Source organism: Amycolatopsis sp. cmx-11-12, from assembly GCF_046269425.1.
GTDB lineage: Bacteria > Actinomycetota > Actinomycetes > Mycobacteriales > Pseudonocardiaceae > Amycolatopsis.
Map to the genome: position 1 here is coordinate 15,882 of NZ_JADNQM010000019.1, position 26,250 is coordinate 42,131.

General features: G+C 68.0%; 24 protein-coding genes and 1 tRNA gene. 14 read left to right on the forward strand and 11 right to left on the reverse strand.

Annotated elements, in window-relative coordinates; translation table 11 throughout:
* Window positions 1–50: 50 nt before the first annotated feature.
* Window positions 51–1,640 carry a discoidin domain-containing protein gene (locus ACLARN_RS24525; RefSeq protein WP_409493808.1) on the reverse strand — a complete coding sequence of 530 codons (1,590 nt, stop codon included), beginning with the start codon at window positions 1,638–1,640 and terminating at the stop codon, window positions 51–53.
* A 132-nt stretch (window positions 1,641–1,772) separates the two neighbouring features.
* Between ACLARN_RS24525 and ACLARN_RS24530 the strand changes: the two genes are divergently transcribed.
* Window positions 1,773–2,417 (forward strand): HAD-IA family hydrolase, encoded by a 645-nt coding sequence (locus ACLARN_RS24530; protein ID WP_409493809.1) that lies wholly within the window; start codon window positions 1,773–1,775, stop codon window positions 2,415–2,417.
* Here the strand turns inward: ACLARN_RS24530 and ACLARN_RS24535 are convergent.
* Window positions 2,407–2,874 carry an NUDIX domain-containing protein gene (locus ACLARN_RS24535; RefSeq protein WP_409493810.1) on the reverse strand — a complete coding sequence of 156 codons (468 nt, stop codon included), beginning with the start codon at window positions 2,872–2,874 and terminating at the stop codon, window positions 2,407–2,409. The genes ACLARN_RS24530 and ACLARN_RS24535 overlap by 11 nt on opposite strands.
* Window positions 2,875–3,015: 141 nt before the next feature.
* On the opposite strand from ACLARN_RS24535, the gene ACLARN_RS24540 reads away from it, so the two are divergent.
* Both ACLARN_RS24540 and ACLARN_RS24545 read left to right on the forward strand, forming a co-directional pair.
* A complete protein-coding gene (locus ACLARN_RS24540; RefSeq protein WP_409493811.1) occupies window positions 3,016–3,453 on the forward strand; it encodes a DoxX family protein in 438 nt (145 codons plus the stop codon).
* Window positions 3,454–3,649: 196 nt separating this feature from the next.
* The gene (locus ACLARN_RS24545; protein WP_409493812.1) at window positions 3,650–4,075 is read left to right on the forward strand and encodes a DoxX family protein; all 426 of its coding nucleotides are present in this window, start codon (window positions 3,650–3,652) and stop codon (window positions 4,073–4,075) included.
* Window positions 4,076–4,157: 82 nt separating this feature from the next.
* Here ACLARN_RS24545 and ACLARN_RS24550 read toward each other — a convergent pair whose 3' ends face one another.
* The 5 genes from ACLARN_RS24550 to ACLARN_RS24570 form a co-directional block, all read right to left on the reverse strand.
* The gene (locus ACLARN_RS24550; protein ID WP_101610140.1) at window positions 4,158–4,763 is read right to left on the reverse strand and encodes a GTP-binding protein; all 606 of its coding nucleotides are present in this window, start codon (window positions 4,761–4,763) and stop codon (window positions 4,158–4,160) included.
* Complete coding sequence (locus tag ACLARN_RS24555) at window positions 4,744–5,115, reverse strand: DUF742 domain-containing protein (protein ID WP_037306798.1); 372 nt, start codon at window positions 5,113–5,115, stop codon at window positions 4,744–4,746. The genes ACLARN_RS24550 and ACLARN_RS24555 overlap by 20 nt, the downstream gene beginning before the upstream one ends.
* A complete protein-coding gene (locus tag ACLARN_RS24560; RefSeq protein ID WP_076162557.1) occupies window positions 5,112–5,522 on the reverse strand; it encodes a roadblock/LC7 domain-containing protein in 411 nt (136 codons plus the stop codon). The genes ACLARN_RS24555 and ACLARN_RS24560 overlap by 4 nt, the downstream gene beginning before the upstream one ends.
* A complete protein-coding gene (locus tag ACLARN_RS24565; protein ID WP_409493813.1) occupies window positions 5,523–8,027 on the reverse strand; it encodes a nitrate- and nitrite sensing domain-containing protein in 2,505 nt (834 codons plus the stop codon).
* 394 nt (window positions 8,028–8,421) lie between these two features.
* Window positions 8,422–8,751 (reverse strand): hypothetical protein, encoded by a 330-nt coding sequence (locus ACLARN_RS24570; protein ID WP_409493814.1) that lies wholly within the window; start codon window positions 8,749–8,751, stop codon window positions 8,422–8,424.
* Window positions 8,752–9,315: 564 nt separating this feature from the next.
* Here ACLARN_RS24570 and ACLARN_RS24575 point away from each other — a divergent pair.
* Window positions 9,316–9,540: a hypothetical protein gene (locus tag ACLARN_RS24575; RefSeq protein ID WP_409493944.1), complete on the forward strand. Its 225-nt coding sequence runs from the start codon at window positions 9,316–9,318 to the stop codon at window positions 9,538–9,540.
* Here the strand turns inward: ACLARN_RS24575 and ACLARN_RS24580 are convergent.
* Window positions 9,512–10,693, reverse strand: a complete 1,182-nt coding sequence (locus tag ACLARN_RS24580) for a kynureninase (RefSeq protein WP_409493815.1) — start codon at window positions 10,691–10,693, stop codon at window positions 9,512–9,514. The genes ACLARN_RS24575 and ACLARN_RS24580 overlap by 29 nt on opposite strands.
* 154 nt (window positions 10,694–10,847) lie before the next feature.
* On the opposite strand from ACLARN_RS24580, the gene ACLARN_RS24585 reads away from it, so the two are divergent.
* A complete protein-coding gene (locus ACLARN_RS24585; protein WP_409493816.1) occupies window positions 10,848–12,707 on the forward strand; it encodes an AMP-dependent synthetase/ligase in 1,860 nt (619 codons plus the stop codon).
* A gap of 312 nt (window positions 12,708–13,019) precedes the next feature.
* The gene (locus ACLARN_RS24590) at window positions 13,020–13,676 is read left to right on the forward strand and encodes a maleylpyruvate isomerase N-terminal domain-containing protein (RefSeq protein WP_409493817.1); all 657 of its coding nucleotides are present in this window, start codon (window positions 13,020–13,022) and stop codon (window positions 13,674–13,676) included.
* Between the two features lie 84 nt (window positions 13,677–13,760).
* Here ACLARN_RS24590 and ACLARN_RS24595 read toward each other — a convergent pair whose 3' ends face one another.
* Window positions 13,761–14,654: an SDR family NAD(P)-dependent oxidoreductase gene (locus ACLARN_RS24595; protein WP_409493818.1), complete on the reverse strand. Its 894-nt coding sequence runs from the start codon at window positions 14,652–14,654 to the stop codon at window positions 13,761–13,763.
* A 371-nt stretch (window positions 14,655–15,025) separates the two neighbouring features.
* Here ACLARN_RS24595 and ACLARN_RS24600 point away from each other — a divergent pair, with 371 nt between their 5' ends.
* The 5 genes from ACLARN_RS24600 to ACLARN_RS24620 all read left to right on the forward strand — a co-directional run bounded on the left by ACLARN_RS24600 (window position 15,026) and on the right by ACLARN_RS24620 (window position 22,960).
* Window positions 15,026–16,240 (forward strand): MFS transporter, encoded by a 1,215-nt coding sequence (locus ACLARN_RS24600; RefSeq protein WP_409493819.1) that lies wholly within the window; start codon window positions 15,026–15,028, stop codon window positions 16,238–16,240.
* 458 nt (window positions 16,241–16,698) lie between these two features.
* Window positions 16,699–18,144, forward strand: coding sequence for a GGDEF domain-containing protein (locus tag ACLARN_RS24605; RefSeq protein WP_409493820.1), 1,446 nt, complete (start codon window positions 16,699–16,701; stop codon window positions 18,142–18,144).
* A 111-nt stretch (window positions 18,145–18,255) separates the two neighbouring features.
* A complete protein-coding gene (locus ACLARN_RS24610) occupies window positions 18,256–20,418 on the forward strand; it encodes a phospholipase A2 (protein ID WP_409493821.1) in 2,163 nt (720 codons plus the stop codon).
* Between the two features lie 372 nt (window positions 20,419–20,790).
* Window positions 20,791–22,194, forward strand: a complete 1,404-nt coding sequence (locus ACLARN_RS24615; protein ID WP_409493935.1) for an LCP family protein — start codon at window positions 20,791–20,793, stop codon at window positions 22,192–22,194.
* 295 nt (window positions 22,195–22,489) lie between these two features.
* Entirely contained in the window at window positions 22,490–22,960 is a 471-nt protein-coding gene (locus ACLARN_RS24620; protein ID WP_409493822.1) for a helix-turn-helix transcriptional regulator, read from the forward strand.
* A gap of 69 nt (window positions 22,961–23,029) precedes the next feature.
* Here the strand turns inward: ACLARN_RS24620 and ACLARN_RS24625 are convergent, their stop codons facing one another.
* Complete coding sequence (locus ACLARN_RS24625; protein WP_409493823.1) at window positions 23,030–24,490, reverse strand: flavin-containing monooxygenase; 1,461 nt, start codon at window positions 24,488–24,490, stop codon at window positions 23,030–23,032.
* 122 nt (window positions 24,491–24,612) lie between these two features.
* Here ACLARN_RS24625 and ACLARN_RS24630 point away from each other — a divergent pair, with 122 nt between their 5' ends.
* Both ACLARN_RS24630 and ACLARN_RS24635 read left to right on the forward strand, forming a co-directional pair.
* Window positions 24,613–25,170: a TetR/AcrR family transcriptional regulator gene (locus ACLARN_RS24630; RefSeq protein WP_409493936.1), complete on the forward strand. Its 558-nt coding sequence runs from the start codon at window positions 24,613–24,615 to the stop codon at window positions 25,168–25,170.
* Window positions 25,171–25,403: 233 nt separating this feature from the next.
* The gene (locus ACLARN_RS24635; protein ID WP_409493824.1) at window positions 25,404–25,817 is read left to right on the forward strand and encodes a hypothetical protein; all 414 of its coding nucleotides are present in this window, start codon (window positions 25,404–25,406) and stop codon (window positions 25,815–25,817) included.
* A 3-nt stretch (window positions 25,818–25,820) separates the two neighbouring features.
* Here ACLARN_RS24635 and ACLARN_RS24640 read toward each other — a convergent pair whose 3' ends face one another.
* A complete protein-coding gene (locus ACLARN_RS24640; RefSeq protein WP_005165704.1) occupies window positions 25,821–26,042 on the reverse strand; it encodes a DUF3618 domain-containing protein in 222 nt (73 codons plus the stop codon).
* A gap of 124 nt (window positions 26,043–26,166) precedes the next feature.
* Between ACLARN_RS24640 and ACLARN_RS24645 the strand changes: the two genes are divergently transcribed.
* A tRNA-Leu gene (locus tag ACLARN_RS24645) sits at window positions 26,167–26,240 on the forward strand.
* The last annotated feature ends 10 nt before the right edge of the window (window positions 26,241–26,250 follow it).

A 26,250-nucleotide genomic window follows, 5' to 3' on the forward strand; every position in this document is an offset into this window, starting at 1 on the left:
GCGGTGGTTCGCGTTACGAACCACCGCAACCAGGTGCCGAATCGCGTGGATCAGTGGCAGGTGTAGGTGGGCGAGGAGTCGATGGTCTTGCCGTCGAGGCCGATCAACTGCGTCGAGAACGCGTTGTCCGACATGTTCAGCTTGAGCACGCCGTAGGTCGAGATCGCCTTCGCCGTCGCCGGGTGCTCCGTCTTGACGGGGTACAGGGACGCCCCGCCGCCACCGCCGATGATCTGCACCGGCCCGTTCGGATCCTTGGCCCCGCTGGCGTTCTGCGGGAAGAACCGCTCGTAGTGGTGGTCGTGCCCGTTGAGCACCAGGTCGACCTTGTTCTGGACCAGGGTCTGCCAGAGCGTGGCCATCTTCGGGTTGTCGCCGTGGTCACCCGAGGTGTAGCGCGGGTGGTGGTAGTACGTGGCGACGCAGGGCTTGGTGTTCTTCGCCAGGTCCTGCTTGATCCAGTTCAGCTGCTCGTCGCTGACGGCGTTCGCGGCCAGCCCGGGAGAGAACTCCGTGCTGTCGATGGCCACGAAATGCCAGTTGCCCATTTCCCAGCTGTAGTAGGTCTTCCCGTTCGGCGTCGCGATCTTGCCGAAGTACTTCTTGTAAGCGCCCAGCGGGGTGTGGTCGTAGGTCTCGTGGTTGCCGGGGACCGGGTGCATGATGTTCTTGTACTTGCCCCAGGTCTTGTCGAAGTAGTTCGTGAAGTCCTCGATGTGGGCGTCGTCGTACTGGTTGTCGCCCATGGTGATCACCGCGGCCGGGTTCATCTGCCCGACCAGGTTGGCGGTCTTCGGGTGGATGCACGACGACGAGGACGCGGTGCACTGTTCGGCGATGTCGCCCGACGCGGCCAGCACGAACGACGAGCCGCCGCCCGCTTGCGTGGTCGCCTGGATCTGGTTGCTGGCACCCGAAGTGTTGCCCGCGGCGTCCTTGGCCCGGACGGTGTAGGTGTACGCGGTCGCCGCGCTCAGCCCGGAGTCGGTGTAGGAAGCGCTTTCCGAAGTGCCGACGACCTGACCGTTCCGGAGGATTTCGTACGCGCTGACACCGACGTTGTCCGTCGACGCCGTCCACGTCAGGTCCACAGTGGACGCGGTGACAGAACCGGCCTTCAGGTTCGTGGGCGCGGTAGGCGCCTGCGTGTCGCCGGACGAGTCCGACGTCCCGTAAACCTGCATCTCCCAAAGGGAGTAGCCGTAACTGGTGGCGCGCTTCGTCGCGACGAGGCGCAGGTAACGGCCGCGGGCGGACAGACCGGTGAGGTCGTCGGTGCCGCCGTTGCCGTTGGTGACGGACTTGACCGGAGTCCACGCCGAGCCGTCGTTGGAGACCTCCAGCTTGTACGCGGTGGCGTACGCCGCTTCCCAGTTCAGCTTGACCCGGTTGACGGCCGAGGGGCCGCCGAGGTCGACGCGGATGAACTGCGGGTCCGCGCCTTCAGCACTCGCCCAGCGGGTGCTGGTCTTCCCGTCGACGGCCAGCGGGCCACCGTATTCGGCGGACTCGATCGACGAGACGAGGACGGGTTTACCTTGGGACAAAAGGACGTCGGCGGCTTGCGCGTTACCGCTGAGCAGCGTCGGCAACAGGATGATCGCCGCGCCGAGTGGTAGTAGTCGGGTTCGAGCCTTCACATCGATCTCCCCGGGAATCCGTGGCGGCGGGTTGAGAGGGACGGGTGCGCGGCGTTGTTCGTTTGGTAAGTTTCCTAACGAATGCGTACGGTAATCCGTGCCACTCAGCGAGTCAAGACATAGACTCGTCCCATGACCGGCGCCTTGATCTTCGACTTCGACGGAACGCTGGTCGACACGGAAGCCGCCGTCCTCGTGGCCTGGCAAGAGACCTTCCGGCAGCGCGGCGGCGAACTCCCGCTGGACGTCTGGCACACCGTGATCGGCACGCAGAACACCGCCACCGCGATGTTCGAGCTGCTCGCGAAGGACGGCGAGGAACTCGACACGCTCGCGATCCGCACCGGCGTCCGCGCCAGGGTCACCGAACTGCTGGAATCCGAGGGACCGCGTCCCGGCGTCCAGGACTACCTCGACGACGCGAAGGAACGGGGCCTCCGGCTGGCCATCGCGTCGAGTTCGACCGGCGAGTGGGTCACCACGCATCTGAACCGGCTCGGCCTTGCCGATTCGTTCGAGGCCGTCCTCACCGGCGACCTCCACGAGGCGAAGCCGAGCCCGGACCTCTACCTGGCCGCACTTGCGGCGCTGGACCTGCCGGCGTCCGAGGCGATCGCGTTCGAGGACTCACCGCACGGCGTCACCGCGGCGAAGGCCGCGGGACTCACGTGCGTCGCGGTGCCGAACCCGATCACCGCGGTGCTGAACTTCGACCACGCCGATCTCGTACTGGGATCGCTGGCCGACAAGCCGCTGAGCGAGTTACTTAGCCGTTGAGCAGCTCACCCAGCCGGGCGAGGAATGGGCGCTGACCCTTGAGTAGCTTCTCCTCCGCTTCGGCGAGCCCGAACCAGGCGACCCTGTCGACCTCCGGGAATTCCTGCGTGCGGCCCGAGCGCGGCGGCCACTCCATCTCGAAGGTGCCCGGCACGACCTGAGCCGGGTCGAGGTCGCCTTCCACCGCCCAGACGGTGACGACCTTTCCGCCGGACTGCTTGACCTCGCCCAGCGGGAGGTACTCCCCCTCCGGCGCCGGCAGCCCCAGTTCCTCGGTGAACTCGCGCCGCGCGGCCGCCTCCGGCGTCTCGTCCGGCTCGTACTCGCCCTTGGGCACCGACCAGCCGCCCGCGTCCTTCTTCGCCCAGAACGGCCCGCCCATATGCCCGAGCAGCACCTCGGTCACCTCGCCCGACCTGCGGAAGAGCAGGATCCCGGCACTCGTCTTACCCGCCATGGCGTCCAGTCTGACGCTGCTCCGATCGGGTGATGTGACCGGCCCGCGAAAAAACTTTCCGGCGGGTTGTCGATTCGCGTCGAACCCGTCCGACGCGTTGTCAGAAGCCGCTCCACAGACCCTCCCGGAAGGACCGGAACCATGACGCAGACCATCACCCCCGCCACCACGACCGCCGCCACCCCGCGTACCGCGAAGCTCCAGGGCGCGATCCAGTCGGCCGTCCGGATCGTCGTCTCGTTCCTCTTCCTCTGCCACGGTTTGCAGGGATTCGGATTCTTCGGCGGTGTCGACGGTGCCGGTGGCGCTGTCGAACTCGGCTCCTGGCCCGGCTGGTATGGCAGCGTCATCGAGGTGGTCGGCGCCGCGTTGGTGCTGGTGGGCCTGTTCACTCGGCCGGTCGCGGTGATCCTCTCCGGCGTCATGGCCTTCGCCTACTTCACCGTCCACGCGCCGGAAGGCCTGCTGCCGCTGCTGAACATGGGTGAGCTGTCCACCCTCTACTGCTGGATCTTCCTGCTGATCGCCGCGATCGGGCCCGGCACCTTCGCCCTCGACACCCTGCGCCGCCGTCGCTGATCAAGAATCGTCAAGGCCTCTTTCCTGGAATGATTCCAGGAAAGAGGCCTCTATCGCGTTCTCACTCATTGCGGCGTTGTTAAATCAGGGCATACCACGGAATTACCCCCCGAAAGAAAGTTCCCTACCGATGGGGGTATCCGGCATCCTCATTCACATCAATGGTTTAGACCACCTTGAGCCGGAAGGATGCGTCATGACCCAGACAGCCGCCGCCACGAGTGCGGAGCTCGGCCAGACCCCCGCCAAGTGGCAAGGCCTGGCCCTCTCCGTCGTCCGTGTAGTGGTCTCGTTCCTGTTCCTCTGCCACGGCCTGCAGAAGATGGGCCTCTTCGACAAGCCGGCCGTCCCCGTCGGCACCTGGCCGAGCTGGTACGCCGGAGTGATCGAGGTGGTCGGTTCGCTGCTGGTCCTGGTGGGCCTGTTCACCCGCCCGGTCGCGGTCCTGCTTTCGGGCACGATGGCCTACGCGTACTTCGTCGTCCATCAACCGGACGCGCTGCTGCCACTACAGAACAAGGGCGAGATGGCCGCTCTGTACTCGTGGATCTTCCTGCTGTTCGCGGTGGTGGGTCCGGGCACCTACGCGCTCGACACCCTGCGGCGGCGGCGCAAGTCCTGAGCCTCTCCCGATGCTATGAAGGACGCTTTCATTGCAAATTTTGCAATGAAAGCGTCCTTCATAGCGCTTGGGAGGCGAGGCGTCAGCGGCCCTGCGGCAGCCCTGCCGCCAGGTCGGACAGCGCGAGCACGTGCTCCATCAGCACGGTCAGCACCTGCTTCGTCGAATCGCGTTCCCGCGCGTCGCACAGCAGCAGCGGGACGTCCATGCTGACGTCGAGCGCCTGCCGGACCTCCTCGGTGCCATAGCGGTACGCGTTGTCGAAGCAGTTCACGGCGACGACGAACGGCAGTCCGCGGCGCTCGAAGAAGTCGACGGCCGCGAAACAGCTGTCGAGCCGTCGGGTGTCGGCCAGCACGACGGCGCCGAGCGCGCCTTCGGCCAGTTCGTCCCACATGAACCAGAACCGGTCCTGTCCCGGTGTACCGAACAGGTACAGGATCAGCTCGGGGTTGATGGTGATCCGGCCGAAGTCGAGGGCGACCGTGGTGGTCGTCTTCTTCTCGACACCGGTGAGGTCGTCGACGCCCTCGGACGCCGCGGTGATGACCTCCTCGGTGCGCAGCGGGGGAACCTCGCTGACCGAACCGACCATCGTGGTCTTACCGACCCCGAACCCGCCGGCGATGAGGACCTTGACCGCGTTCGCGGTCAAGGATCGCCGGGGCTCAGAGTTTCCGGATGCCATCAAGAACCGCCTGGAGTACGTGTTTGTTGGGGGTGTCGGTGACCGGTGTCGCGGTGCGGAACAGCACGAGGTTCTGTTCGATGAGGTCGCTCAACAGCACCTTCACCACCGGCAGCGGCAGATCGATACGCGCGGCGACCTCCGCGACGGAGGTCGGTCTCTGGCACAGGTTGAGGATCCGCCCGTACTCCGGCTCGAAGCCGGCGACCTCGTGCGCGGTGCGCATGGCGACCACCAGGGTGATCAGGTCAAGGCCGATCGTGTCCGAGCGGGTGCGCCCGCCCGTGACCGCGTACGACCGGACCAGCGGACCGGCCTCGTCCTCGAACCACGACTCGTGCCGCCCGCTCATGGCGACAGGGGAGTCGCGGCGCGGGGCGCCGAAGTGAGCACCGCGCCGACCCGCTTGACCATCAGGTTCATCTCGTAGGCCACGAGACCCATGTCCGCGTCTTCCTTGGCCAGCAGCGCGAGGCACGCGCCGCGGCCCGCCGCGGTGACGAACAGGAAGGCGTGGTCCATCTCCACCATGGTCTGGCGGACGTTGCCGCCGCCGAAGTGCCGTCCCGTGCCCCGCGCGAGGCTCTGGAACGCCGACGCCACCGCGGACAGGTGTTCGCCGTCCTGCTCGGACAGGTTGCCGGACTTTCCGATGAGCAGACCGTCGGCCGACAGGACTACCGCCCGGTCGGCACCGCTGACCCGCTTGACCAGGTCGTCCAGCAACCAGTCGAGTTCACTGACTCCCGCGTTGGCCATCTAGTCACGATCTCCGTACATGTCGAGGTCGGTGTAGTCGTCGGTGGGTTCGGTGTCCCGGCCGCGACGCGTGCCCTGCTGGAACGCCGCGAGGCGGTTCCTTGCCAGCTCGGGGGTGTCCTCGCGGACCTCCTCGCGCTGGGCGGCGGGCTTGTCCTCCATCAGCTGGGGGACCAGGTTCGTCTGACGGCGGCGCTGCGGCAGCGGTGGCCTGCCGGGCGCCTCGGGGCCGGGTCGCCGGGTCTGCGGCGGACGGCTGTCCTGCGGTCGGGAATCGGCGGCCGGTGGCCACGCCGGCGGCTGCGCGGGCTGCGGCCGGGCCTCGGCACGCGCGGGCTCCGGGCGGATCGGCTCGGGCCGGGGCGTCTCGGGCCGGGGCACTCGCGGACGGCGCGGGGGCAGCGGCGGCAACGCGGCGCCGGACTGTTCCGCGCTCTGCTGCGGCTGTTCCTGGGGCGCCACCGGCATCGGCACCGGGAGTTCCGGCCGCTCCGCGGGGAACTCGGTGCGGTGGCGGGCGCGACGGCCCGGGAGCAGCGGTGCGGCGTCCGGCACCTCGGTGCTCTCGGGGTCCACCTCGTCCTCCGGCTGATCAGACGGGACCGGCGCGAGCAGGTCGGTGCGGACGAGCACGATGGCCCTGGTGCCGCCGTACGCGGACTCGCGCAGGTGCACGGAGATCCCGTGCCGCGCGGCGAGCCGGGCGACCACGAACAGGCCCAGCCGTGGCTCGGCTGACAACGCCATGATGCCGAAGTCCGGCGGATCGGCCAACATCGCGTTCAGCTCGGCTGCCTGCTCCGGCTCGATCCCGAGGCCCTGGTCCTCGACCTCGATCACGACGCCCTTGCCGACCACGTTGCCGCGCAGCTCGACGCGCGACTGCGGCGGGGAGAACGAGGTCGCGTTGTCGATCAGCTCCGCGAGCAGGTGCACCAGGTCGCCGACGACCGGGCCCTGCACCGCGATCGCGGGCATCTTCGCCGTCTTCACCCTGGCGAAGTCCTCGGTCTCGGCCGAGGCACCACGGGTCAGCTCGGCCAGCGTGACCGGCTTGCGCCACTGACGGCCTGGCTGGCCGCCACCGAGGATGATCAGGTTCTCCGCGTTGCGGCGGGCGCGGGTGGAGAGGTGGTCCAGCTGGAACAGCGTCTCCAGCTGCTCCGGGTCCTCCTGCTTGCGCTCGGCCTGCTCGAGCACCTTGAGCTGGCGATGCACGATGACCTGGCTGCGGTGCGCGATGTTGAGGAACACCGTCTTGGTGCCCTCACGGGTCCTCGCCTCTTCGACGGCGGCCGCGATGGCGGTCTGCTGCGCCTTGTTGAAGGCCTCGGCGACCTGGCCGATCTCGTCGTCGCCGTGGTCGAGGAAGTGCCCCTTGTCGTCGAGGTCGACGGGCTCGCCGGCACGGACCCGGTCCACCAGTTCGGGCAGCCGGATCTCGGCGACGTCGAGGGTGTCCTCGCGCAGCCGGGCCAGCCTGCCGATGAGCCGGTTGGACAGCCGGAGGGCGATGACGAACACGCCGATGGCCACGAGCAGCGCGATGGCCGCCGCGATGGCCGAGGTGATCAGCGTCCGGTCGGCGTCGTCGATGGCCTGTGTCGTGGCGGCACCACTCTGCTCGACGAAGCCGCGCATCATCGCGTCTCCGACCCCTCGGGCCGACTGGAGCCAGAGCTGCTCGGGCACCGGGAGCGTGGCCTTGCTGTTCTGCAGGAAGGTGTTCTCGACCGTGTTGACGGCCTTCCACGGATCGCTCGCGACGAGCTGGTCGAACTTCGCCTTGACGCCCGGGGACATCCGCGTCACGGACGACTCGAGCAGTGACCGGTACGAACCGACCTGGGTGACGTACGCGCGGTAGGTCTCGTCGGTGAAGCCGCCGCCCGCCACGGCCGCGGCGGCGAGGGAGTTCGACCGCTGCAACTGGTCGATCGCGGTGAACAGCGGCACCGCGGTGATGCGCTGGTAGGCGTTCTCCGCGTTCGGCGCGTCCTGGGCGAAACCGGTGAGACCTTCGACGAACTGGTCGACGATCTGGTTGTAGTAGGTGAAGGCGTCGAGTAGCGGCAACTGACCGGAGTCGGCCGACTGCCGGATCTGCGGCATCTTCTGGAAGAGCCCGCTCACCGTGGCGATGTTGCGCTGCACGCTGTCGGGCGAGTTGCCGACCAAGGTCTGGAGATAGCTGACGACGCCCTGGGTGGCGGCGTCGGTCTTGGCGCGCTGCTCCACGAGCGCGGCGTGCTGCGAACGGTCGCCCGCGAGCTCGCGCAGCGTCAGCCGGCGCTCCTCCTGGATCTGCCCGAAGAACGGGACCGTTGGCGCTTCCGAGCCCCGGATCCGTTGCGCGTAGTCGCGGCCGTTGACCGCGTCGGAGATCAGGTACCCGCCGATCGCGAGACCGACGAGCATCAGCGCGATGCTGGGAATGAGCGCGATCGTCAGAACGCGCGAACGAATCGAAGATCCGCGGCCTCGTCGAAGGGAATTCTGCTTCACCGTGGTCCGTTTTCCTTCCGGCAGTTATTGGTGTCGGGTCGCCGGGGATCTCATACCCGCGGGATCCGATAGCCGGATCAACACAGCGTGGTCCGCTCCGCCCGCGAAGACGCTAGGAGACCCAAACGGGTGAGTCAAGTCCGGACGCGAAGGGTAGTCACATATAGCTGTGACCAGCTGACGAAGGGCCACCGGACCTCGAAAGTCCACCACGTGGACAGGGACGCCCCGCCAAGTGACCCGCCAGTAGATCACCTGGCGGTTTACCGCAGGCAGCGGCTTGATCGACGCTCATCGGACTCGATCAAGTAACAGCCGGCGACACTCGTGTCCCGGCGAAAAAGTCCACGAAAACTACGCGCCGTGACCTCGCTCACGCTTTCGGAGGAGGGCCTCACATACCGTTCGGTTTGCGAACGACTTCACCTCGAAGGAAGGCGGCAGTAAGGCCGTTCGAGCCACGGAATCGAGAATTACCGGCGCCCATTGCCCGCGAATCGGCGAAATGATCTTCGCCGGTACGGCCGAGCTCGTCCTCGAGGAGCGCGTCGACCCTGCTGGACGCGTCGCGGAGCATCCGGACGCCCGCCCAGCACAAGGTCGCCACCCCGCAGGCCAGAATCACGACGAGCGCCGTCTCGACCGGATAACGCGAGCCGAATTCGTTGAGCAGGAAACCGGAAGCGGCACCGAACACGGCGACGGCGGCATAGGTGAGCGACATGATCCCTCCTTCTCCAGGCGCCGTGGCCCGCGCCTCGCCGCTGAGACGAGCGACGCGGGTTTTCCTTACGCCACAGGGGAAGGATCTACGTCACAGTCGCGGCGAGAGCGAATATCGAGACTAACAGCGGATTCGCCGAAGATCGCCTCGTCTCCCCCGCCGGGGCGAGGTGATCACCTTTTTGCCACCGATTCCCGAATGAGCTTCACCATTCGCGTGCGTGTCATGAAAGGGCTTTACGACCGACCACCCGCCGCTCCGCGGCAAGGGACCGCCTCCTGGAGACGGCGGCGAAGATCTTCTCCACGCAGGGGATCCACTCCGTGCCGGTGGACGACGTCATCGTCGCGGCCGAGGTCAGCCGGGCGACCTTCTACCGGCACTTCCCCGGCAAGGAGGCCCTCGTCCACGCGTACCTCGAAGCCGAGCACGACCGGATCCGCGGGCTCGTCGCCGCGACGGCGGAAAAGAAACCCGAGCCTTCGAAAATACTCGAAACTCTCGTCCTCGGCATCGGCGAGGAGATCCAACGCGGCCGCCGAGTACCCGGATCCGGAACACCCCGTGCGGAAGGTCGTCCGCGAACACCGGACGTGGTTCCGCGACTCGATCGCGGAGATCGTCGGCGCGACGGGGCACCCCGACCCCGGGGCCGCTGCGCGGGAGTTGACCCTGCTGCGCGACGGCGCCATGGTCGGCGGCTATCTCGAAGACGCCGATGAGGTGCGCGAGAGCCTCGCCCACGCCGCCCGCTCCATACTCAGCTCCGGAGTTCCTGAAGCGTTGTGACAGCGCGAAGCACCTCGCCGCAGGTGGTGTAGAGCGGCGCCAAGCCGAACCGCAGCATGTTGGGCGGCCGGTAGTCCCCGATCACCCCGCGTTCGATCAAGGCCGCCATCGTCTTGGCCGCGTCGTCGTCGGCGATCGAGATCTGGTGCCCGCGGTCGTCGCCGCGCGGGGTCGGGATCCTCGCGCCGTCGAGGAGTTCGTCCGCGCACCGGAAGAAGAACTCGCCGAGCGCGAGGCCCTTTTCCCGCAGCAGCCCGCGATCCACGCCGTCCCAGACGTCGAGAGCCGCGTCCAGCGCGAGCAGCGAAAGGATGTCGGGAGTGCCCGCGCGGCCACGCGCGATCCCGGCGTGCGCCTCGTACGCGCCACGCATCGCGAACGGGTCGCGATCACCTGCCCAGCCCGCCAGCGGCTGCTCGAACCGGTCCAGCCATTTCGTTGCCACGTAAAGGAAAGCGGGCGCACCAGGGCCGCCGTTCAGGAATTTGTAGGTGCAGCCGACGGCGAGGTCCACCCCCGTCGCGTCCAGTTCGACCGGGAGCGCGCCGACACTGTGGCAGAGGTCCCACAGCGCCAGTGTCCCCTTGCGGTGCAACGCCTCCGTCAGCGCGGCCAGGTCGTGGACGCGTCCGGTGACGTAGTCGACGTGGTTGATCAGCGCGACGGCCGTCCGTTCACTCACCTCGTCCGGCATGTCCTCGGCGACGACCCGGCGGACCGTGCGCCCGGTCAGCCGGGCGGCCTCGTCGGCGAGGTAGCCGTCGGTCGGGAACGTGTCCGCGTCGACGAGGATCTCGTCGCGGCCGGGGTTGAGCCTGGTCGCGGCGACCAGCGCCTTGAACAGGTTCACGCTGGTCGAATCCGCGACGACGACCTGTCCCGGCGCCGCCCCCACGAGCGGCGCGATCCGCTCGCCGACCCGCACCGGCGCCTCCCACCAGCCCTCCGACCAGGACCGGATGAGCCGCCCGCCCCATTCCTCGCGGACGACCGCGGCGACCCTGTCGGCCACGTGCTTCGGCGGCGCGCCCAGCGAGTTGCCGTCGAAATAGGCGATCCCGGGGTCGAGATCGAACTCGTTTCGCTTGTGCGCCAACGGATCGGCCGCGTCCAGCGCGGCGGCTTCGGCTACCAGGTCAGTCACAGTGGTCATCGTCGGTGAGAGTGCCCCGGAAGTCCACGACTGACGCGATGAAAACGGAAAAGGTGGACATTTCGCGTAGCGCAACCGTGGCCGCGATTCTCTATCCACCGCTGACTATTGCACTTACAGTGTGCGTGATCAGGCAGCATCGAGGAGGCCAGCGTTGACCACCCAGCCGACCGTCGCCGAGCAGATCGAAGGCCAGACCATCCCCGCCCTGCTTCACCGCAACGCCCAGGAGTTCGGTGAACTGCCCGCGGTGACGTCACTCGACATCGAGGGCAAGCCGACCCTGAACTGGCGTGAATTCCGCACCGCCATCGCGGAGGTGTCGCGCGGGCTCGCCGGACTCGGGCTCGGTTCCCGCGACCGGATGCTGATCATGGCGCCGAGCAGTCCCGAACACCTGATCGCCGACCTCGCCGCGGCCCATCTCGGCGCGATCCCGTGCACCGCGTACGCGACGCTCAGCCCGGAGCAGATCGGGTTCGTCGCCCGGCACAGCGCCGCCGGCGTCGTCGTGCTCGCCGGTTCCGACGAACTCGGCCGCTGGTCCCAGGTTCTCGACGACCTGCCCGCGCTGCGGCACATCGTCCTGCTCGACGCGTCCGTGATTCCCCCGGACGACAAGCGTTTCCTGTCGTTCGCCGACCTGCGAGCGGCGGGCGCGGAAGCACACGCCGCCGATCCGGAGGCGTTCGAGACGGCGTGGTCCGCGATCGGCCAGGACGACCCGCTGTCGATGATCTACACCTCCGGCACCACGGGCGACCCCAAGGGCGTCGTGCTGTCCCACCGCAACGCGATCTACCAGGCCGCCGCCGTCCAGAAGCTGCACGAGTCGCCGATGCACGCCACGAACATCGCGTACCTGCCGCTCGCGCACATCGCCGAACGCGAACTGTCGATCTACATGCCGATCGTGTGGGCCGGGCACGTGCACACCGTCGGCGACCCGACCGGCGTCGTCGGCGCGCTGGGCCAGGTGCACCCGAAGAGCTTCTTCGGTGTCCCGCGGGTATGGGAAAAGATGGTCGCTGGCCTGAAGAACCTGCTCGGTTCGCTGCCGGAGGAGAAGCGGAACGGGCTGATCGGCGCTAACGAACTGCTGCAACAGGGCTACAAACTGCGCAGCGACGGCAAGGAGGTCCCGCCGGAACTGGCGGAGAAGATCGCGCAGACCGACGCGGCCGCGCTCGCGCCGGTGCGGGCCATGCTGGGCCTGGACCAGGTCGAGGTCGCCTCCAGCGGTGCCGCCGCGCTGCCGGTGGAGATCCTGTACTTCATCGCCGGGCTCGGCGTCGAAATCCAGGAGGTCTGGGGCCTGTCCGAAACCACCGGCGCCGTCACGTCCAACACGCCGTCGGCGTTCAAGGCGGGCTCGGTCGGGAAGCCGCTGGAAGGCATCGAGGTGAAGGTCGCCGAGGACGGCGAGCTCCTCGTCCGCGGCGCGATCGTCTTCCTCGGCTACCTCCAGGAAGACGGCTCGATCAAACCGGACGTCGACGCCGACGGCTGGCTCGCCACCGGCGACATCGGGACGATCGACGAACGCGGCTTCGTCACGATCACCGACCGCAAGAAGGAACTGATCATCACCTCGAGCGGCAAGAACATCGCCCCGACGAAGATCGAGGGCCTGCTCAAGGAGCATCCGCTGATCGGCCAGGCCGTCGCGATCGGCGAGAAGCGGCCCTACGTCACCGCGCTGATCGTCGTCGACGACGAGATCGCCCCCGGCTGGGCCACCGCGAACGGCATCCAGCTCACCGAAGGCGAATCGCTCGCCGACAACGCGCAGGTGCGCGCGGAGATCGAGAAGGCCGTCGAGGCCGCGAACGCGCGGCTGGCGCGGATCGAGCAGATCAAGCGGTACCACGTGATCCCGAAGGCGTGGACGCCGGAAAGCGGCGAGGTGACCCCGACGCTGAAACTGAAGCGGCGGATCATCAACGACCGGTACGCGCCCGCGATCGCGGATCTCTACGTGGCGGCCGCTCCCGCTCCCGCCGCTGGTTCCTGACCGAGGTCGCGCTGGTTGGTAGTGGGACAGCCGGAGGTCCGTGAAGGACTCCTTGAGGACCCAGCGTCCCTCAAGGAGTCCTTCACGGACCTCCCCACCAGACGAGATCACTAGCGCTGCCAGGAAAGCTGCCGACACTAAAGGTCCCTTGCTCCCCTCCGGAAGTACATGAAGGCCCCCTTCCTGTACCTAGCCGCAAGCAAGGGGGCCTTCATGTACTTCCGGCGACCAGGGCGCCGACACCGGACCACTCACTGAACCGGTTCCGGAAAAGGGTCGCCACCAGGGCGCCGCCGCTGCTAACTTGCCGCCGTGGATCTCTTCTCCCGCTCTTGGGCGGCGCTCCTCGCCGCCGTCGCCGAAACCCCCGACGAAGACTTCGCCAAACCGTCCGGCTGCGCCGGCTGGCTGGTACAGGACCTGGTCTGCCATCTGGTGATCGACGCCCAGGACGTCCTGATCACCCTCGCCACCCCCGCCGAAACGGAGCCGACGCGCAACGCGGTCACCTACTGGGAGCTCTCCGACAAGCCACCCACCGGTGAAGACGACCTCGACGCACTGATCGTGCGTCTCGCCGCCGCGTACCAGGAACCCCGGCTCCTCAAGTTCCATCTCGACGACGTCGGTTCCGCCGCGGGCCGGGCCGCCGACCTCGCCGACCCGGGGATGCGGGTCGCCACCCGCGACGTCGTGCTCAGCGCGGGCGATTTCCTGTCCGCGTACGTCCTGGAGTGGACGCTGCACCACCTCGACCTCGTCGCGCACCTGCCGCACCTCAAGGGCCCGGCGGCGGACAGCCTCGCGAAGACGCGGCAGATCCTGGAGCAGCGCACCGGGGAGAAGTTCCCGGCGTCGTTCTCCGACGCGGACGCGCTGCTGGTCGGCACCGGCCGCCGCGAGCCGACCGACGAGGAGAAGGCCGAATTGGGCGACCTGGCCGCGAAGCTGCCGTTCGTCGTCGGCTGAGGCTGAAGGGGACTTTCCCCGCGTCTCACGCGGTGAAGGGCGCTTTCGTCGCATGGCATGCGGCGAAAGTCCCCTTCAGCTCGGCTAAGCGGTCCGGGTCGACTCCGTCCACTTGCGCAGCCGCGGCGGGACACGCTTTTCGAGACCGTAGTTCTCCAGGTGCGCGCTGAAGACCTCGTCGAAGGCGCGCTGCACGGTCTCCGTGTCCCACACCGGCCGCTCGAGGATGGGCTGTTTCAGGTACGGCTGCCCCATGATGTGCAGTTGCGGCCCGTTGCAGCGGATCATCTGCCCGGTGATCCCGTCGGATCCGGCACCGAGCAGGAAGAGCACGACGGGCGCGATCCGCGACGGCGTCCGGTCCGGCGGGCAGGCTCGCAGAGACCGTTCGGACTTCCATACCATCCGGGTATGCGCGAGCGGGCAGACCGCGTTCACCCGGATCCCGCTCTCCTCCAGGTCGAGCGCCCAGGAGTAGGTCAGCGAAGCGACGGCGCCCTTGCTGGCGGCGTACACCCCGAGTTTGCGTTGCCCGAGCGACGCACCGGACGAGATGTTGACGATCGAGCCCGGTGTGCCGCGCGCGATCATCGCCTTGATCGCGGCGAGCCCGGTGTACATGACGCCGAGGACGTTCACCTCGACCAGTTCCCTGGCCTGCTCGACGTCGTCCTCCCACGGCAGCGCCTCGTAGTTCAGTCCCGCGTTGTTGACCAGCCCGTCGATCGCGCCGAACTCGGCGAGGCAGAGGTCGACGATCTCCTGCGCCTGCTTCGGATCCGCGACACTGTGCCCGCTGGCGACCGCCCGTCCGCCGAACCGGCGGATGTTCTCCGCCACCCGCTCGGCCAGCGCGGCGTCGATGTCGTTGACCACGACGGCCCCACCCGCCCTCGCCACATGCACCGCGAACGCCTCGCCGAGCCCCCGCCCCGCCCCGGTCACGACGACGGCTTTGTCGTCGAGCAAACCGTTCATCGCCTTCACCCCTTTTGCCCGGCCGGCCTCCACCTCCAGACCGGTCTCCCTTAAGTGTTGGCCCATTCGGCCCAGTCGAAACGGCACCGGCGGCGAACGGCGGGCGGGCTGCGCCGAGCGAATGCGGGGCGATAGGCGCGCAGATACCCGCGGACGAGTCAGACCGGCGTCACCCACCGGTCAGACGGTGTAGCTCGATCGGCCTAACAGGCGAAGGATCGGCCCGTCTTCTGTTCGTCTCCCTGTAGCCAGAGGCATACTGAACGTTGAACGGCGGGTCATGAACTGTGACTCCCTCGACGGCCTCGTAACAGGGCAGGCAAGAATGCGGGAGAGCTAAGTTCACCCGATCGGGGGGAGGTGGTCACGCAGTGAAGACGAACGAGGCGCCGCGGATGACCGCCGCCCTGGCGAACCGCGAGTTCCGCGCGCTCTGGCTCGCCGAGGTGCAGTCCCTGATCGGGGACCAGCTCACCATCGTCGCGCTGGCGATCCTCGTCTACGAACGCACCGGCTCCGCGCTGCTCTCGGCGGTGGTCTACTCCCTGACCTTCCTGCCCGCCCTGGCCGGCGGTCTCGGCCTCTCCCAGCTGGCCGACCGCTACCCGAGGCGCACCGTCCTCGTCATCGCGTCGCTGATCCAGGCGGTGCTGATCGCGATCATGGCGATCCCCGGCACCCCGCTCGCCCTGCTGTGCGGGCTGGTGGTGCTGGCGCGGCTCGCGAACGCACCCGGCAACGCGGCACAGAACGCGCTGACGCGCGAGGTGTTCACCGACGACGACCTCTATCTCAAGAGCCAGGACATCCGCGGTATCTCGACCAACACCGCCATGCTGCTCGGCTTGGCAGGCGGGGGTCTGCTGGTGTCACAGGTCGGGGCGAGCTGGGCGCTGGCGCTGGACGCGGCGACGTTCCTGCTGAGCGCGGCCGTGGTCCGCTTCGCCGTCTCCCGGCGGGCGGCGGCGTCCGACGGCAGCGGAAGCTGGTTCGGCGCGGTGAAGCAGGTGTTCGGCAACCGTCATCTGCGGGTGCTGGTCTGGCTCTCGTGGCTGGTCGGCCTCGCCGTGATCCCCGAGGCGCTCGCCGCGCCGCTCGCCGCGGAAATGGGTGTCGGGAAACAGGCCGTCGGCTGGCTGCTGGCCGCCGATCCGCTGGGGTTCGTCATCGGCGCGTTCCTGCTGTCCCGGTTCGTCTCCGCGGAACAACGGCGGAAACTGCTGGGTGTGCTGGCGGCACTGCCGATGGTCGCCCTGATCGCCTTCGTGCTCAAGCCGGGGCTGATTCCGGCGTTGCTCCTGCTGGCGGCGGCGGGTGCCGCGGGGGCGTACCTGATCACGGTGAGCGCCACGTTCATCACCTGGGTCCCGAACGAGCTACGTGGTGGTGCGGGTGGGGTGTATCGCACGGGGTTGCGGGTCGCTCAAGGAATAGGGGCGGGACTCGGCGGACTCGCCGCCGATCGGCTCGGGGCCGCGACCTCGGCCATCGCGCTGGCAGGCGTGGTCGGCCTGCTGCTGGCCGTTCTGGTCGCGCTCAGCTGGAGACAAATCAACGGATCCAGTCCGGAACCGCTGCTGTCATGACGAATCCACACTGGACGACCCCTGGGGCGGCACGGCCGCCCGGCGGGTTCGTACTCGGAAATCTCGACGACGGGACACTGCTTCGACGCTCCGACCTTCAACCCGACCTTCAACGCCGGAGTAAAAAGAAACGACTCTCGATCAGAAGTCACGGCTCGACACGGTCACACACCTCCCGGCCACCTCGTTGCTGCGAACTAATACCTTGCCCGGGCTCAGAAGTCACGGCTGGACACTATCCGTCACCCCTTCCTCGTCGCGTCTCGAAAAACATTCAGCTGCCAAGATCAGAAATCACGGGACACGATTGCCACCTCCGGTCCATGTTCGGGGGCACCCTCGCCGGTGTCGAACAACTGATGCGATGGGATGATACCGGCCGTGGAATACGAACGGTGTCTCAGTCGGTACCGGTGAGATTACTCAGCCGTGCCGTCCGCGCGGAAAAGAGGTAGCAATTGCCAGCCGAGTCCGGCGACCGCCGCCAGCACGGCGACGGCACCGGCGACCTTGACGAGCGAGCGGCGGCGGCCGCCGCCGAGAGCGGCGTACCGGTGACCGAACGCGGGCGATCAAGCCCGGAAGGTGACCAGGCCGAACCGCCGCAACGCCATCCCTACGATCCCAGGGCGTGGGCGCTGTGGCAGCGGCCGAAGCGTTTCATCGCGTTCCTGTTCGCCATGGAGGCGATCGGAATCGCGATCATGGTCGTCGCGACAATGAATTCCACGACCCCCGAAAGAATCGACTGGGTTCGTTTCGCGATTCTCGCCGTCGGCGCCACGGCGCATATTCAGTTCACCCAGCGGCAAGAAGAAAGACGACGTGATCGCAGCCGCACCGTTCTCATCGACCTTACCGCTGTCTGGACATTTCCGGCCGCGGTCATCCTGCCGCTTTCGCTGACGCTTTCCATCATCGCGCTCGTCCGGATCCAGCATTGGTTCATCGCCCGGCGTCCCGCGCACAACTTCGTGTTCTCGTCGGTCACCCACGGCGTTTCGGTGACTTTGGCGTCGCTCACCTTCGCCGCGTTCGGCCCGCATGAATGGGGACGGATTTCGGGTTGGGGCACGCTCGGCGAATTCGGCGTCCTGATCATCACCGGACTTGTCTTCGAGGCGGTACAGATCGCCTACATCGGCGGCATCCTGGCGATCGGCTCACCGAAGCGGCCGTCGATGTCGACCGTACTCGGCAATACCGCGGACAACCTGCTGGAGGCCATCACGATCGGCCTCGGCGCGGTCACCGCGGTGCTGCTGTTGATCATGCCACCGATGGTGATCGTGATGGCCGTGGTGACGGTGGTGTTCAATCGTCTCGCCGAGATCGACCAACTGCAAAACGACGCGCGGACGGACCCGAAAACCGGTGTTCTCAACATGCGCGGATGGTCGGAGTCGGCCGATCGGGCACTCGGAAGGACTGCCCGATCGGACGACAACCTGGCACTTCTGATGATTGATCTCGACCACTTCAAGTGGATTAACGACACATATGGACACCCCGCGGGCGACGACGTCCTGCGCGATGTGGCACAGAAATTGGACGAGGTCACCCGGCCCGCCGACGTCATCGGCCGGTTCGGTGGCGAGGAATTCCTCGTACTTCTGCCGGATATCGACGAAACTTCGGCGAAACTCGCCGCCGATCGAGTGCGCAGCGCTATCGCGGAACTGCATATAGTGACTACCGACAAACGGGGCAGTCGCGTCACCATCTCGGGTCGTACCGCCTCGATCGGGGCGGCTCTGTTCCCTCGTCACGGTGAATCCCTGGAGGAACTCCTGCACGCCGCCGACGCCGCCGTCTACGTGGCGAAGGAGAACGGCCGGAACCAGGTGCGGTTCGCTCAGGACGTGGACCGGCCCGCCCCTCCGCCACCCGCTGCCGAAGCCTGAAGCAAACGCAACCAGAGGACTGAACGCGGTGAGCCCATCAGGGCACCTGGTGGGTGATCCCGGGGGTTATCCGGATGTCGGTCCCGATCGGCGGATGGCACCCTGAACGGCATGCCAGCGACAGCCGAAGCCGACCGGAAGCCTCCCCGGATCCGGCGGCCATGGTCGACCTCGGGCTGGTTACTGCTGGTCACGGTACTGGTGTTCGGGTTCGGCCTGATCGCGTCGCGGCCCGCCTCGCCGCCGGACCAGGGACCACCGGCGGGTGACCTCCTCGCCGCCCAGAACGCGGTCGACGCGCTGGTGCGGCCGGGCCCGGTCGAGAACGTCATCGCGGAACTGCCCGCCGACTTCACCGCGGTCAGCGGGATCACCCCTGGCGTGATGACCGCGCGGGACGGCACCGTACGCGCCGTCCACACCGACGGTGGTTGCTCGGCGCCCTGGGGCGACGACAACACCAAATGGGATTACGCCGTCCCCTGCAAGGCTCACGACCTCGGTTACGACATCCTCCGCTACGCCGAACGCAAGGGGCACCCGCTCGGCCAGGAGGCCAGGTCCGCGCTCGACGACCGGCTCTCCGCCGACATGCACCACGCCTGCGTCATCAATCCGATGGACTCGCGCGGCACCTGCGAGGTCGTCGCCTCCCTCTACACCGCCGGTCTCGTGCTCAACTCCTGGCACCAGCGCTGGGGTCCGCCGGTCGGCGACCCGCTCGGCCCGATGATCGTCGGGGTGCTGGTGGTCGGCGCGCTGCTGGTGTTCCGCCTCCGCGGCTGGGTCCGCACCCGCCGGACCGCCGTCACCGTCGGCCGCGAGCCGCGGCCGGTGCTCCCGGTCGGCCGATGGGCGCTGCTCGGTGTCGCCGGTGTCGTGCTGATGCTGCTCGGCGAATCCGCCGTCGCGCTCGCGCACTGGGCGGGGGCGCCGGAGCGGTCACTGTGGCCGTTCACCTGGCTCGCCCAGCTCTGCCCGCTGATCTTCTTCGCGGTGGGCCGGATCAACGAGGCGGGCTGGCGGTCGATCCGCGCGACCGGCGGCCGCTATCCGCAGTACCTCGCCGACCGCGCGAGCCCGCTCCTGCGCCCGGCGCTGATCTTCGCCGTCGTCGCGCTGGTCGTCCCGCTCGCGCTGGAGGTGCTGGGCATCCCGACCGGCACGAACGCCACCGTCATGCGGATCGCGCTGCATCCGCTCTGGCTGCTCGGCGTCTTCCTGCTCGCCGTCGTGCTCGCGCCGGCGCTGCTGATGCTGTACCGCCGGACGCGGACCGCGTCGGTCGCCGGACTGCTGGCCTTGACCTTGGCGAGCGAGGCGGCGGCGCAGTGGTCGGGCTCGGCCATCCCGCGCTACGCGGAGACGTTGTTCCTCGCCCTGTTCGTCCAGCAACTGGCGTTCGCCCACGCCGACGGTGTCCGCCTGCCGCGTGCCGCGCTCCTGATGACGGCGTTCACCGGCGCCGCGGGGCTGGGCCTCGCGGTCGCCGTCCGCGGTGAGGGGCCGATGCTGCTCGGCGGTCCCGGCGCCCCGGCCGCGCTGTCGGGCCCGCCGTGGGGAGTGCTCCTGCTCGGCCTGGTCCAGCTCGCGCTCCTCGGCCTGCTCGCCCGGCCTCTCGCCAGGCTCGGCGAACGTCCCGTGGTCACTGCCACCGCTCGCGTCGTCCTCCGTGCCCCGATGAGCCTCTACCTCGGCTTCCTGTCGGCGATGCTGCTGCTCGTGGCGGTCGTCTACCTGCCGGGGCCGTTCGTGGACGGGCTCAGCTGGCTGGCCAGGCCGAGGGTCCTGCTCGCGCTCGCGCTGCTGGCCGTCCCCGCGGCGCTCGTCTTCTGGTGGTTCGAGCGTCATTCGGGGCCTCAGCAGCGGGCGGTCGACGAACCGGGCCTGCGTGCCGCGGTGTTCTGCCGTGCCGCGGCGACGGTCGGGATGGCGTACGCGATGCTCGGCGTGTTCGGCTTCGCGCTGACCCGCTTCGGCGGCGCCTCGGCCGACGCGGACCTCCTCGGGCTCCGGCTCGGGCCGGTCCAGAGCCTGGTCAACCTGCTACTCGGGGTGTACCTGCTGCACACCGTGCGGAACGGCACCAGCCGGATGACCGGCACCTGGCTGGTGTGTGCGGTCGCGTGCGCGCCGCCGCTGATGGGCGCTCTCGACGGCAAGCAGGTGAGCGCCGCCTCCGTCGCGCTGCCCGTCGCGACGATCGTCGTCGCGATGCTCGCGGCGGCCGCCACGCTGGTCCCGGCCCGCGCGGCCCGCCGCGTCCTGCCCTGAGCCGCACAGCGCTGACCAGGCGTTCTCCGTACAATCGAGCGAGAACCGGTGGTGCGTGCCACATCTTCGGGGGGATGTGTAATCCTGCGACAACCCGCAACAGGCACCATGCGTCCCTTGAAGAGACCGTCGAACCGGTGACGAAGAGAAGGAGCAGACCGCGTGGAGTACCCGCCTCGGAATGGGCATGGGGATCGACGTCCCGCCCGGCCTAGGCAGGACGCGCCCGGACGCGTTCCTTCCCGCCCGGCCCCGCCGCGTGGAGCCAGGCCTGCCCCCGCCCGCGCACCCGCGGGCCCGCCGCCCCGGCGCGCCCCGCGGCGGTCGTTCCGCGGCGCCAAGGTCGCGCTGGGCCTCGTCTCGCTCCTGGTGATGGGCCTGACCGGCTACGCGTGGGCGGCGATGGACGGCCTGACGTTCGCGAACGTCGGCATCGGCGCCGACGAGGGCGACAAACCCGCCGACGGCGCCCGCGACATCCTGCTCGTCGGCCTCGACAGCCGCACGGACGCGCAGGGCAACCCGCTGTCGAAGGAAGTCCTCGCCCAGCTGCGCGCGGGACAGGCCGACGGCGAACTGAACACCGACTCGCTGATCTTCGTGCACATCCCGAACGACGGCTCCAAGGCCGTCGCGATCTCCCTGCCCCGCGACTCCTACGTCGACATTCCCGGCGGCTTCGGCAAGCACAAGATCAACTCCGCCTATGCCCGCGCGATGCTCGAAGAGCGCAAGAAGCAGCAGGAGAACGGCGTCTCCGACCCGAAGGAACTCGACCAGAAGGCCAACGAGGCCGGGGCGAAGACGCTGATCAAAACGGTCGAGCAGCTGACCGGCTCGACCATCGACAACTACGCCGCCATCAACCTGCTCGGCTTCAGCGAGATCACCCAGGCCATCGGCGGCGTCGACGTCTGCCTCAACGACGACGTCAACGACCAGTTCTCCGGCGCGAAGTTCACCAAGGGCCCGCACACCATCTCCGGTGTCGAGGCGCTCGGCTTCGTCCGGCAGCGGCACGGGCTGCCGCGCGGCGACCTCGACCGGGTCGTCCGCCAGCAGGTGTTCATGGCCGGGATGGCGCGCAAGGTGCTCTCGGCGGGCACGCTCGCGAACCCCGGCAAGCTCAACGACCTGATCGCGGCCATCAAGAAGTCGGTCGTGCTCAACCAGAACTGGGACATCTTCGGCTTCGCGCAGCAGATGAAGAGCCTGACCGGCGGCCAGCTCGAGTTCCGGACGATCCCGATCGTCAACATCGAGTACAAGACCCCGAACGACGGCGTCGCCATCCAGGTCGACCCGAAGCAGGTCAAGAACTTCGTGCAGGGGCTCGCGGGTCCGCAGGCTGGCGAGCAGCCGCCGTCGTCCGCCGAGTCGCCCAACAAGGCGACCACGGTCGACGTCCGCAACTCCACGACCCGGGACGGCCTGGCCTCGACGGTGCTGAAGCAGCTCGTCGACAAGGGCTTCACCGCGGGCGACACGGCGACCGCCAGCGCGCGCAAGAAGACGGTGGTCTGGGTCGCCAAGGGCCAGAAGGCGGCGGGCCAGGCGGTCGCCGACGAACTCGGCGGCAATCCGACCGTCCAGGAGGACAAGAGCGTCGAAGCCGGGCGCGTGATGGTCTTCCTCGGCTCGGACTTCAAGTCGCCGAGCGGCGCCGAGGGCTCCGGTTCCTCGCAGAACGCCGCCGGTTCGTCGGCCGCGGCCCCGCCGCCCGAGCAGTCCGGCGAGAAGCCGATCACCGCCGAAGGCGTGCCCTGCGTCAACTGACGCCCCTGCCACCGCGCCACCTCGGCACAGCACCTCCTCCGGCACGTGTCGCGAAAGCCACTTTCGCGACGTCAGACGTCCCGAAAGTGGCTTTCGCGACACGGCCACGCCGCACCGCGGGGACAAGCATCCCTTCACCCATTTGGCCCAACAAGCCAAAATCAGTATGAAAAGCACCCCCGAAACCGCGTAAGAGCGGGCCACCTGCCGACTTTCATACACGTGAGGGCGCTCGTCCCGGTTTTAGTCACATGGGGTGAGCGGTGGAGAAGGTTGGCAAGGCAGGGGATGGGGAGTGCTGATCGACGCTGAGAGCTACCAGCGGATTCTCGGAGACGAGCTCCGCAAGCTCCGCCGCAAACGTGGCTGGACACGCAAGGAACTGAACCAGCATCTCCAGAGCGAGATCTCGCTCCAGACGCTGGCCACCTACGAGCTGGGCACCCGGCATTGTTCCGTGGTGCGGCTGGTCGAACTGTGCGTCGCGATGGACGAGCTGCCACAGGATCTGCTGGCCAAGGTGCATCGCCGGGTGTTCGTCGACGAACCGGGCCGCGTCCGGGTCGACCTGCGCCTGGTGGTCAAGGACGACCAGGAAGAACTGTTCCCCCTGCGACGGTGGGCGGACGACCGGCTCACGCGATCGGGCGACGCGGGGAGCGCCGAGGTCAACCTCGACTTCGCGGCGCTGGAACGGATGGCCGAACTGTGCGGCATCCCCACCGTCGATCTCATCGGAAGGCTTCGCCGGCTCAACCCCTCATGAGCGCGGCATCCCCCGGGTCCGTGAAGGCCATGCCCCCCATCTTGGCTTTCACGGACCCTCCTTTTCTCTTCAGCCGAGGAGTTCGTAGTCCTCGCGGCGGACCTTGCGCGTGTCCAGCCAGTACCGCCAGGTGAAGCCCGGCCAGATCGTCCGGTTGACGCCCTTTGCGTCCAGGTACCAGCTCTTGCAGCCGCCCTGTGTCCAGATGCCCTTGGCGAGTTTGCGCTGGATCTCAGCGTTGAACCGGTCCTGCGCCTCCGGGCGCGGGTCGAGCGCCTTGCCGCGCGCGAGCCGCAATGCCTGCGCGACGTAGGAGATCTGCGCCTCGATCATGAACACCACGGAGTTGTGCCCCAGCCCGGTGTTCGGGCCGAGCAGGAAGAACAGGTTCGGGAAGCCGGACACGGTGATGCCCTGGTAGGTCCGCATCCCCTCGGCCGACCACTCCTTGCCGAGGTTGCGCCCGTCCCGGCCGATGATCTCCAGGTCGTCGAAGGCGTCGGTGACGTGGAACCCGGTGCCGTAGATGATCGCGTCGACCTCGTGCTCCACCCCGGCGCCGTCGACGACGCTGTGCTCGCGCACCTCGGTGACCCCGGTGGTGACGACGTCGACGTTGTCCCGCGCGAGTGCCGGGTAGTAGTCGTTGGAGACCAGGACCCGCTTGCAGCCCATGGTGTAGTCCGGCGTCAGCTTCCGGCGCAGTTCCGGGTCCTTGACGCTCTTGAAGATGTTGCGCTTCGCGATGCGCTGGCCGATCTTCATCACCCACGGCTGCCCGTTGAAGCCGATCGCGCGGGCTTCGAGACCCCAGTAGAGGATATTGCGGAAGGCGCGTTGCAGCAGGGGTACCGACCCGAACGCCTTCTTGAGCGCGGGCGGCATCTCGCGGTCCGGCTTCGGCATGATCCACGGCGGCGTCCGCTGGAAGAGCGTCAGCTCGGCGACCTCCTCCGCGATCCGTGGGACGAACTGGATCGCGCTCGCGCCGGTGCCGACCACGGCGACCCGCTTGCCGGCGAGGTCGTAGTCATGCTCCCACTGCGCGGAGTGGAACGCCCGGCCCTTGAAGTTCTCGATGCCCCGCAGCTCCGGGATCTGCGGCAGGTGCAGCGCGCCGACCCCGGCGACCAGCGCGGGCGCGACGAACTCCTCGCCCGACTTCGAAGCCACGTGCCAGCGGTTCTCGTCGGTGTCCCAGCGGGCGCCGGTCATCTCCTGGCCGAAGCGGATGAAGCGGTGGAGGTCGTACTTCGCGGCGACGTCGCGCATGTAGCGCCAGATCTCCGGCTGCGGCGAGTACGCCCGGGACCAGTCGGGGTTCTGCTCGAACGAGAACGAGTACATATGCGAGGGGATGTCACAGGCGCAGCCGGGGTAGGTGTTGTCCCGCCAGGTGCCGCCCACGTCGTCGGCCTTCTCCAGGATGACGAAGTCTTCGCGGCCCTCTTTCCGCAGCTGGATGGCCATGCCCAGACCGGAGAAGCCGGTCCCGACGATGACGACACCGGTCTCGGTGCGGTTGCCCATGACCCCGGCCTCTCGTTCGCATTACCTGTTACCGGGAGTTCACCTTACTTGAAGTAGGTTACCTTCGGTAGAGTGTTGCGGTGACGACGGCGAAGCGCAAACGCGTGCCCCGCGCGGAGCGGATGCGGCAGATGATCGAAATCGCCGAGGAGGTCTTCTCCGAACGCGGCTACGGCGCGGCGTCGATGGACGAGATCGCCGAACGCGTGGGCGTCTCGAAGCCGATGCTCTACGAGTACTTCAACTCGAAAGAGGGGCTGCTGCTGGCCTGCATCCAGCAGTCGCGGGCGGCCCTGCGCGAGGCCACCGAACGGGCGACCGTCGGCGCCACCACCGCCGAGGAGGCCTTGCGGCGAGGACTGCTCGCCTTCTTCGTCTTCATCCGGGAACGGCGGCAGGCCTGGTCACTGCTCCGGCACGAAATGGCCCTCATCGGCACACCGGCCGCCGACGAGATCGAGCAGACCCGGCGCCAGCAGACCGACCTGATCGCCGCGCTGATGAGCGGCTACTTCGATTCGGGCGACGACCTCCGCGCCGAGGCGTCCGCGGAGTTCGTCGTCGGCGCGTGCGAACGGCTCGCGATCTGGTGCGAGCGACACGAGGACGTCAGCCCCGAAATGGCCACCGAATACGCGATGGACGTCCTCTGGTCAGGCCTGTCCGCGAGGGCCCGCTGAAGCGACCGTGAAGATGCGCGTGCATTAGGCCATTCGGTCGTCACGCAGAGCACATTGCCGCCAGTGTCTTGTGACACAGAGTTGTCCTACTGTATCGATGACACTGTAGAAACTCTGATGGACCTTCACGGCCTCCGCCAGGAGGGGGCGCCACCACTCAAAAGTGGCGTCATGGCGGCGGCGTGTCTCAGTCCACAGAGTGACGCATGCTCGCGAGGAGAGGGGTGAGGCGGATGACCGAACCGATCACCGCGTCGTACGTCCAAGAGGACGACGACTGGAAGGTCACGGTCAGCGGCTCCGGCAAGGAACTGTCCGGTCGCGCGCCGGGAATCATCGCGGCACGGGACAGGGCCGACCAACTGGTCGAGAAACTGTCCCCGCCGGAGCGGTCGACCGTGGTGCACCTGCTCAACGGCAGTGCGCTCGAGTTCACCGCCGCCTACATGACGGCGCGACTGACGCTCCCGGAGATCGAACCTCTCGAGGTTCCTCCCCCGGCGAACGGCAAGGCGAAAGAGAAGATCGACGCCAAGCCGCCGGTGCCCCAGGGCAAGGAACTCCCGAAGGCCGTCGACGAAGCGAAGGCGCCCGAGGAGAAGGCTGAGCCCGCCAAGACACCCGCCAAGGCGGCCCAGACCTCCTGAGACCTACTTCAGGAGTTTGCGGATCAGCAGCACGCCGATCAGCACCGCCCCGCCGATGAGCGGGTACTTCACCTTGGGCTCGTCCAGCTTCGCGCGCAGACCGGTCTTCGCGGAATCCACCAGCTTCGCGGGGTTCGCCTTCGTGCCCAGCTGGTCGAGCGTGGCGACCAGCGCGTTCCTGGCCTGCTCGATCTCACGCTCGATGGTCTCGGGATCGCGAGCCACGTGTCCTCCTCGCCGCGACGGACTTGCAGGACGCCCACGTTAGAGGACGCCACCCCCTCCGGCGGCACCGGCCACGCCGAGAAACGCCGAACGTGTCGCACGCTACGATTCGAGAGCGGTACTGGGGCCCGTAGCCCAATTGGCAGAGGCACACGGTTTAGGTCCGTGCCAGTGAGAGTTCGAGTCTCTCCGGGCCCACTCCCCATTG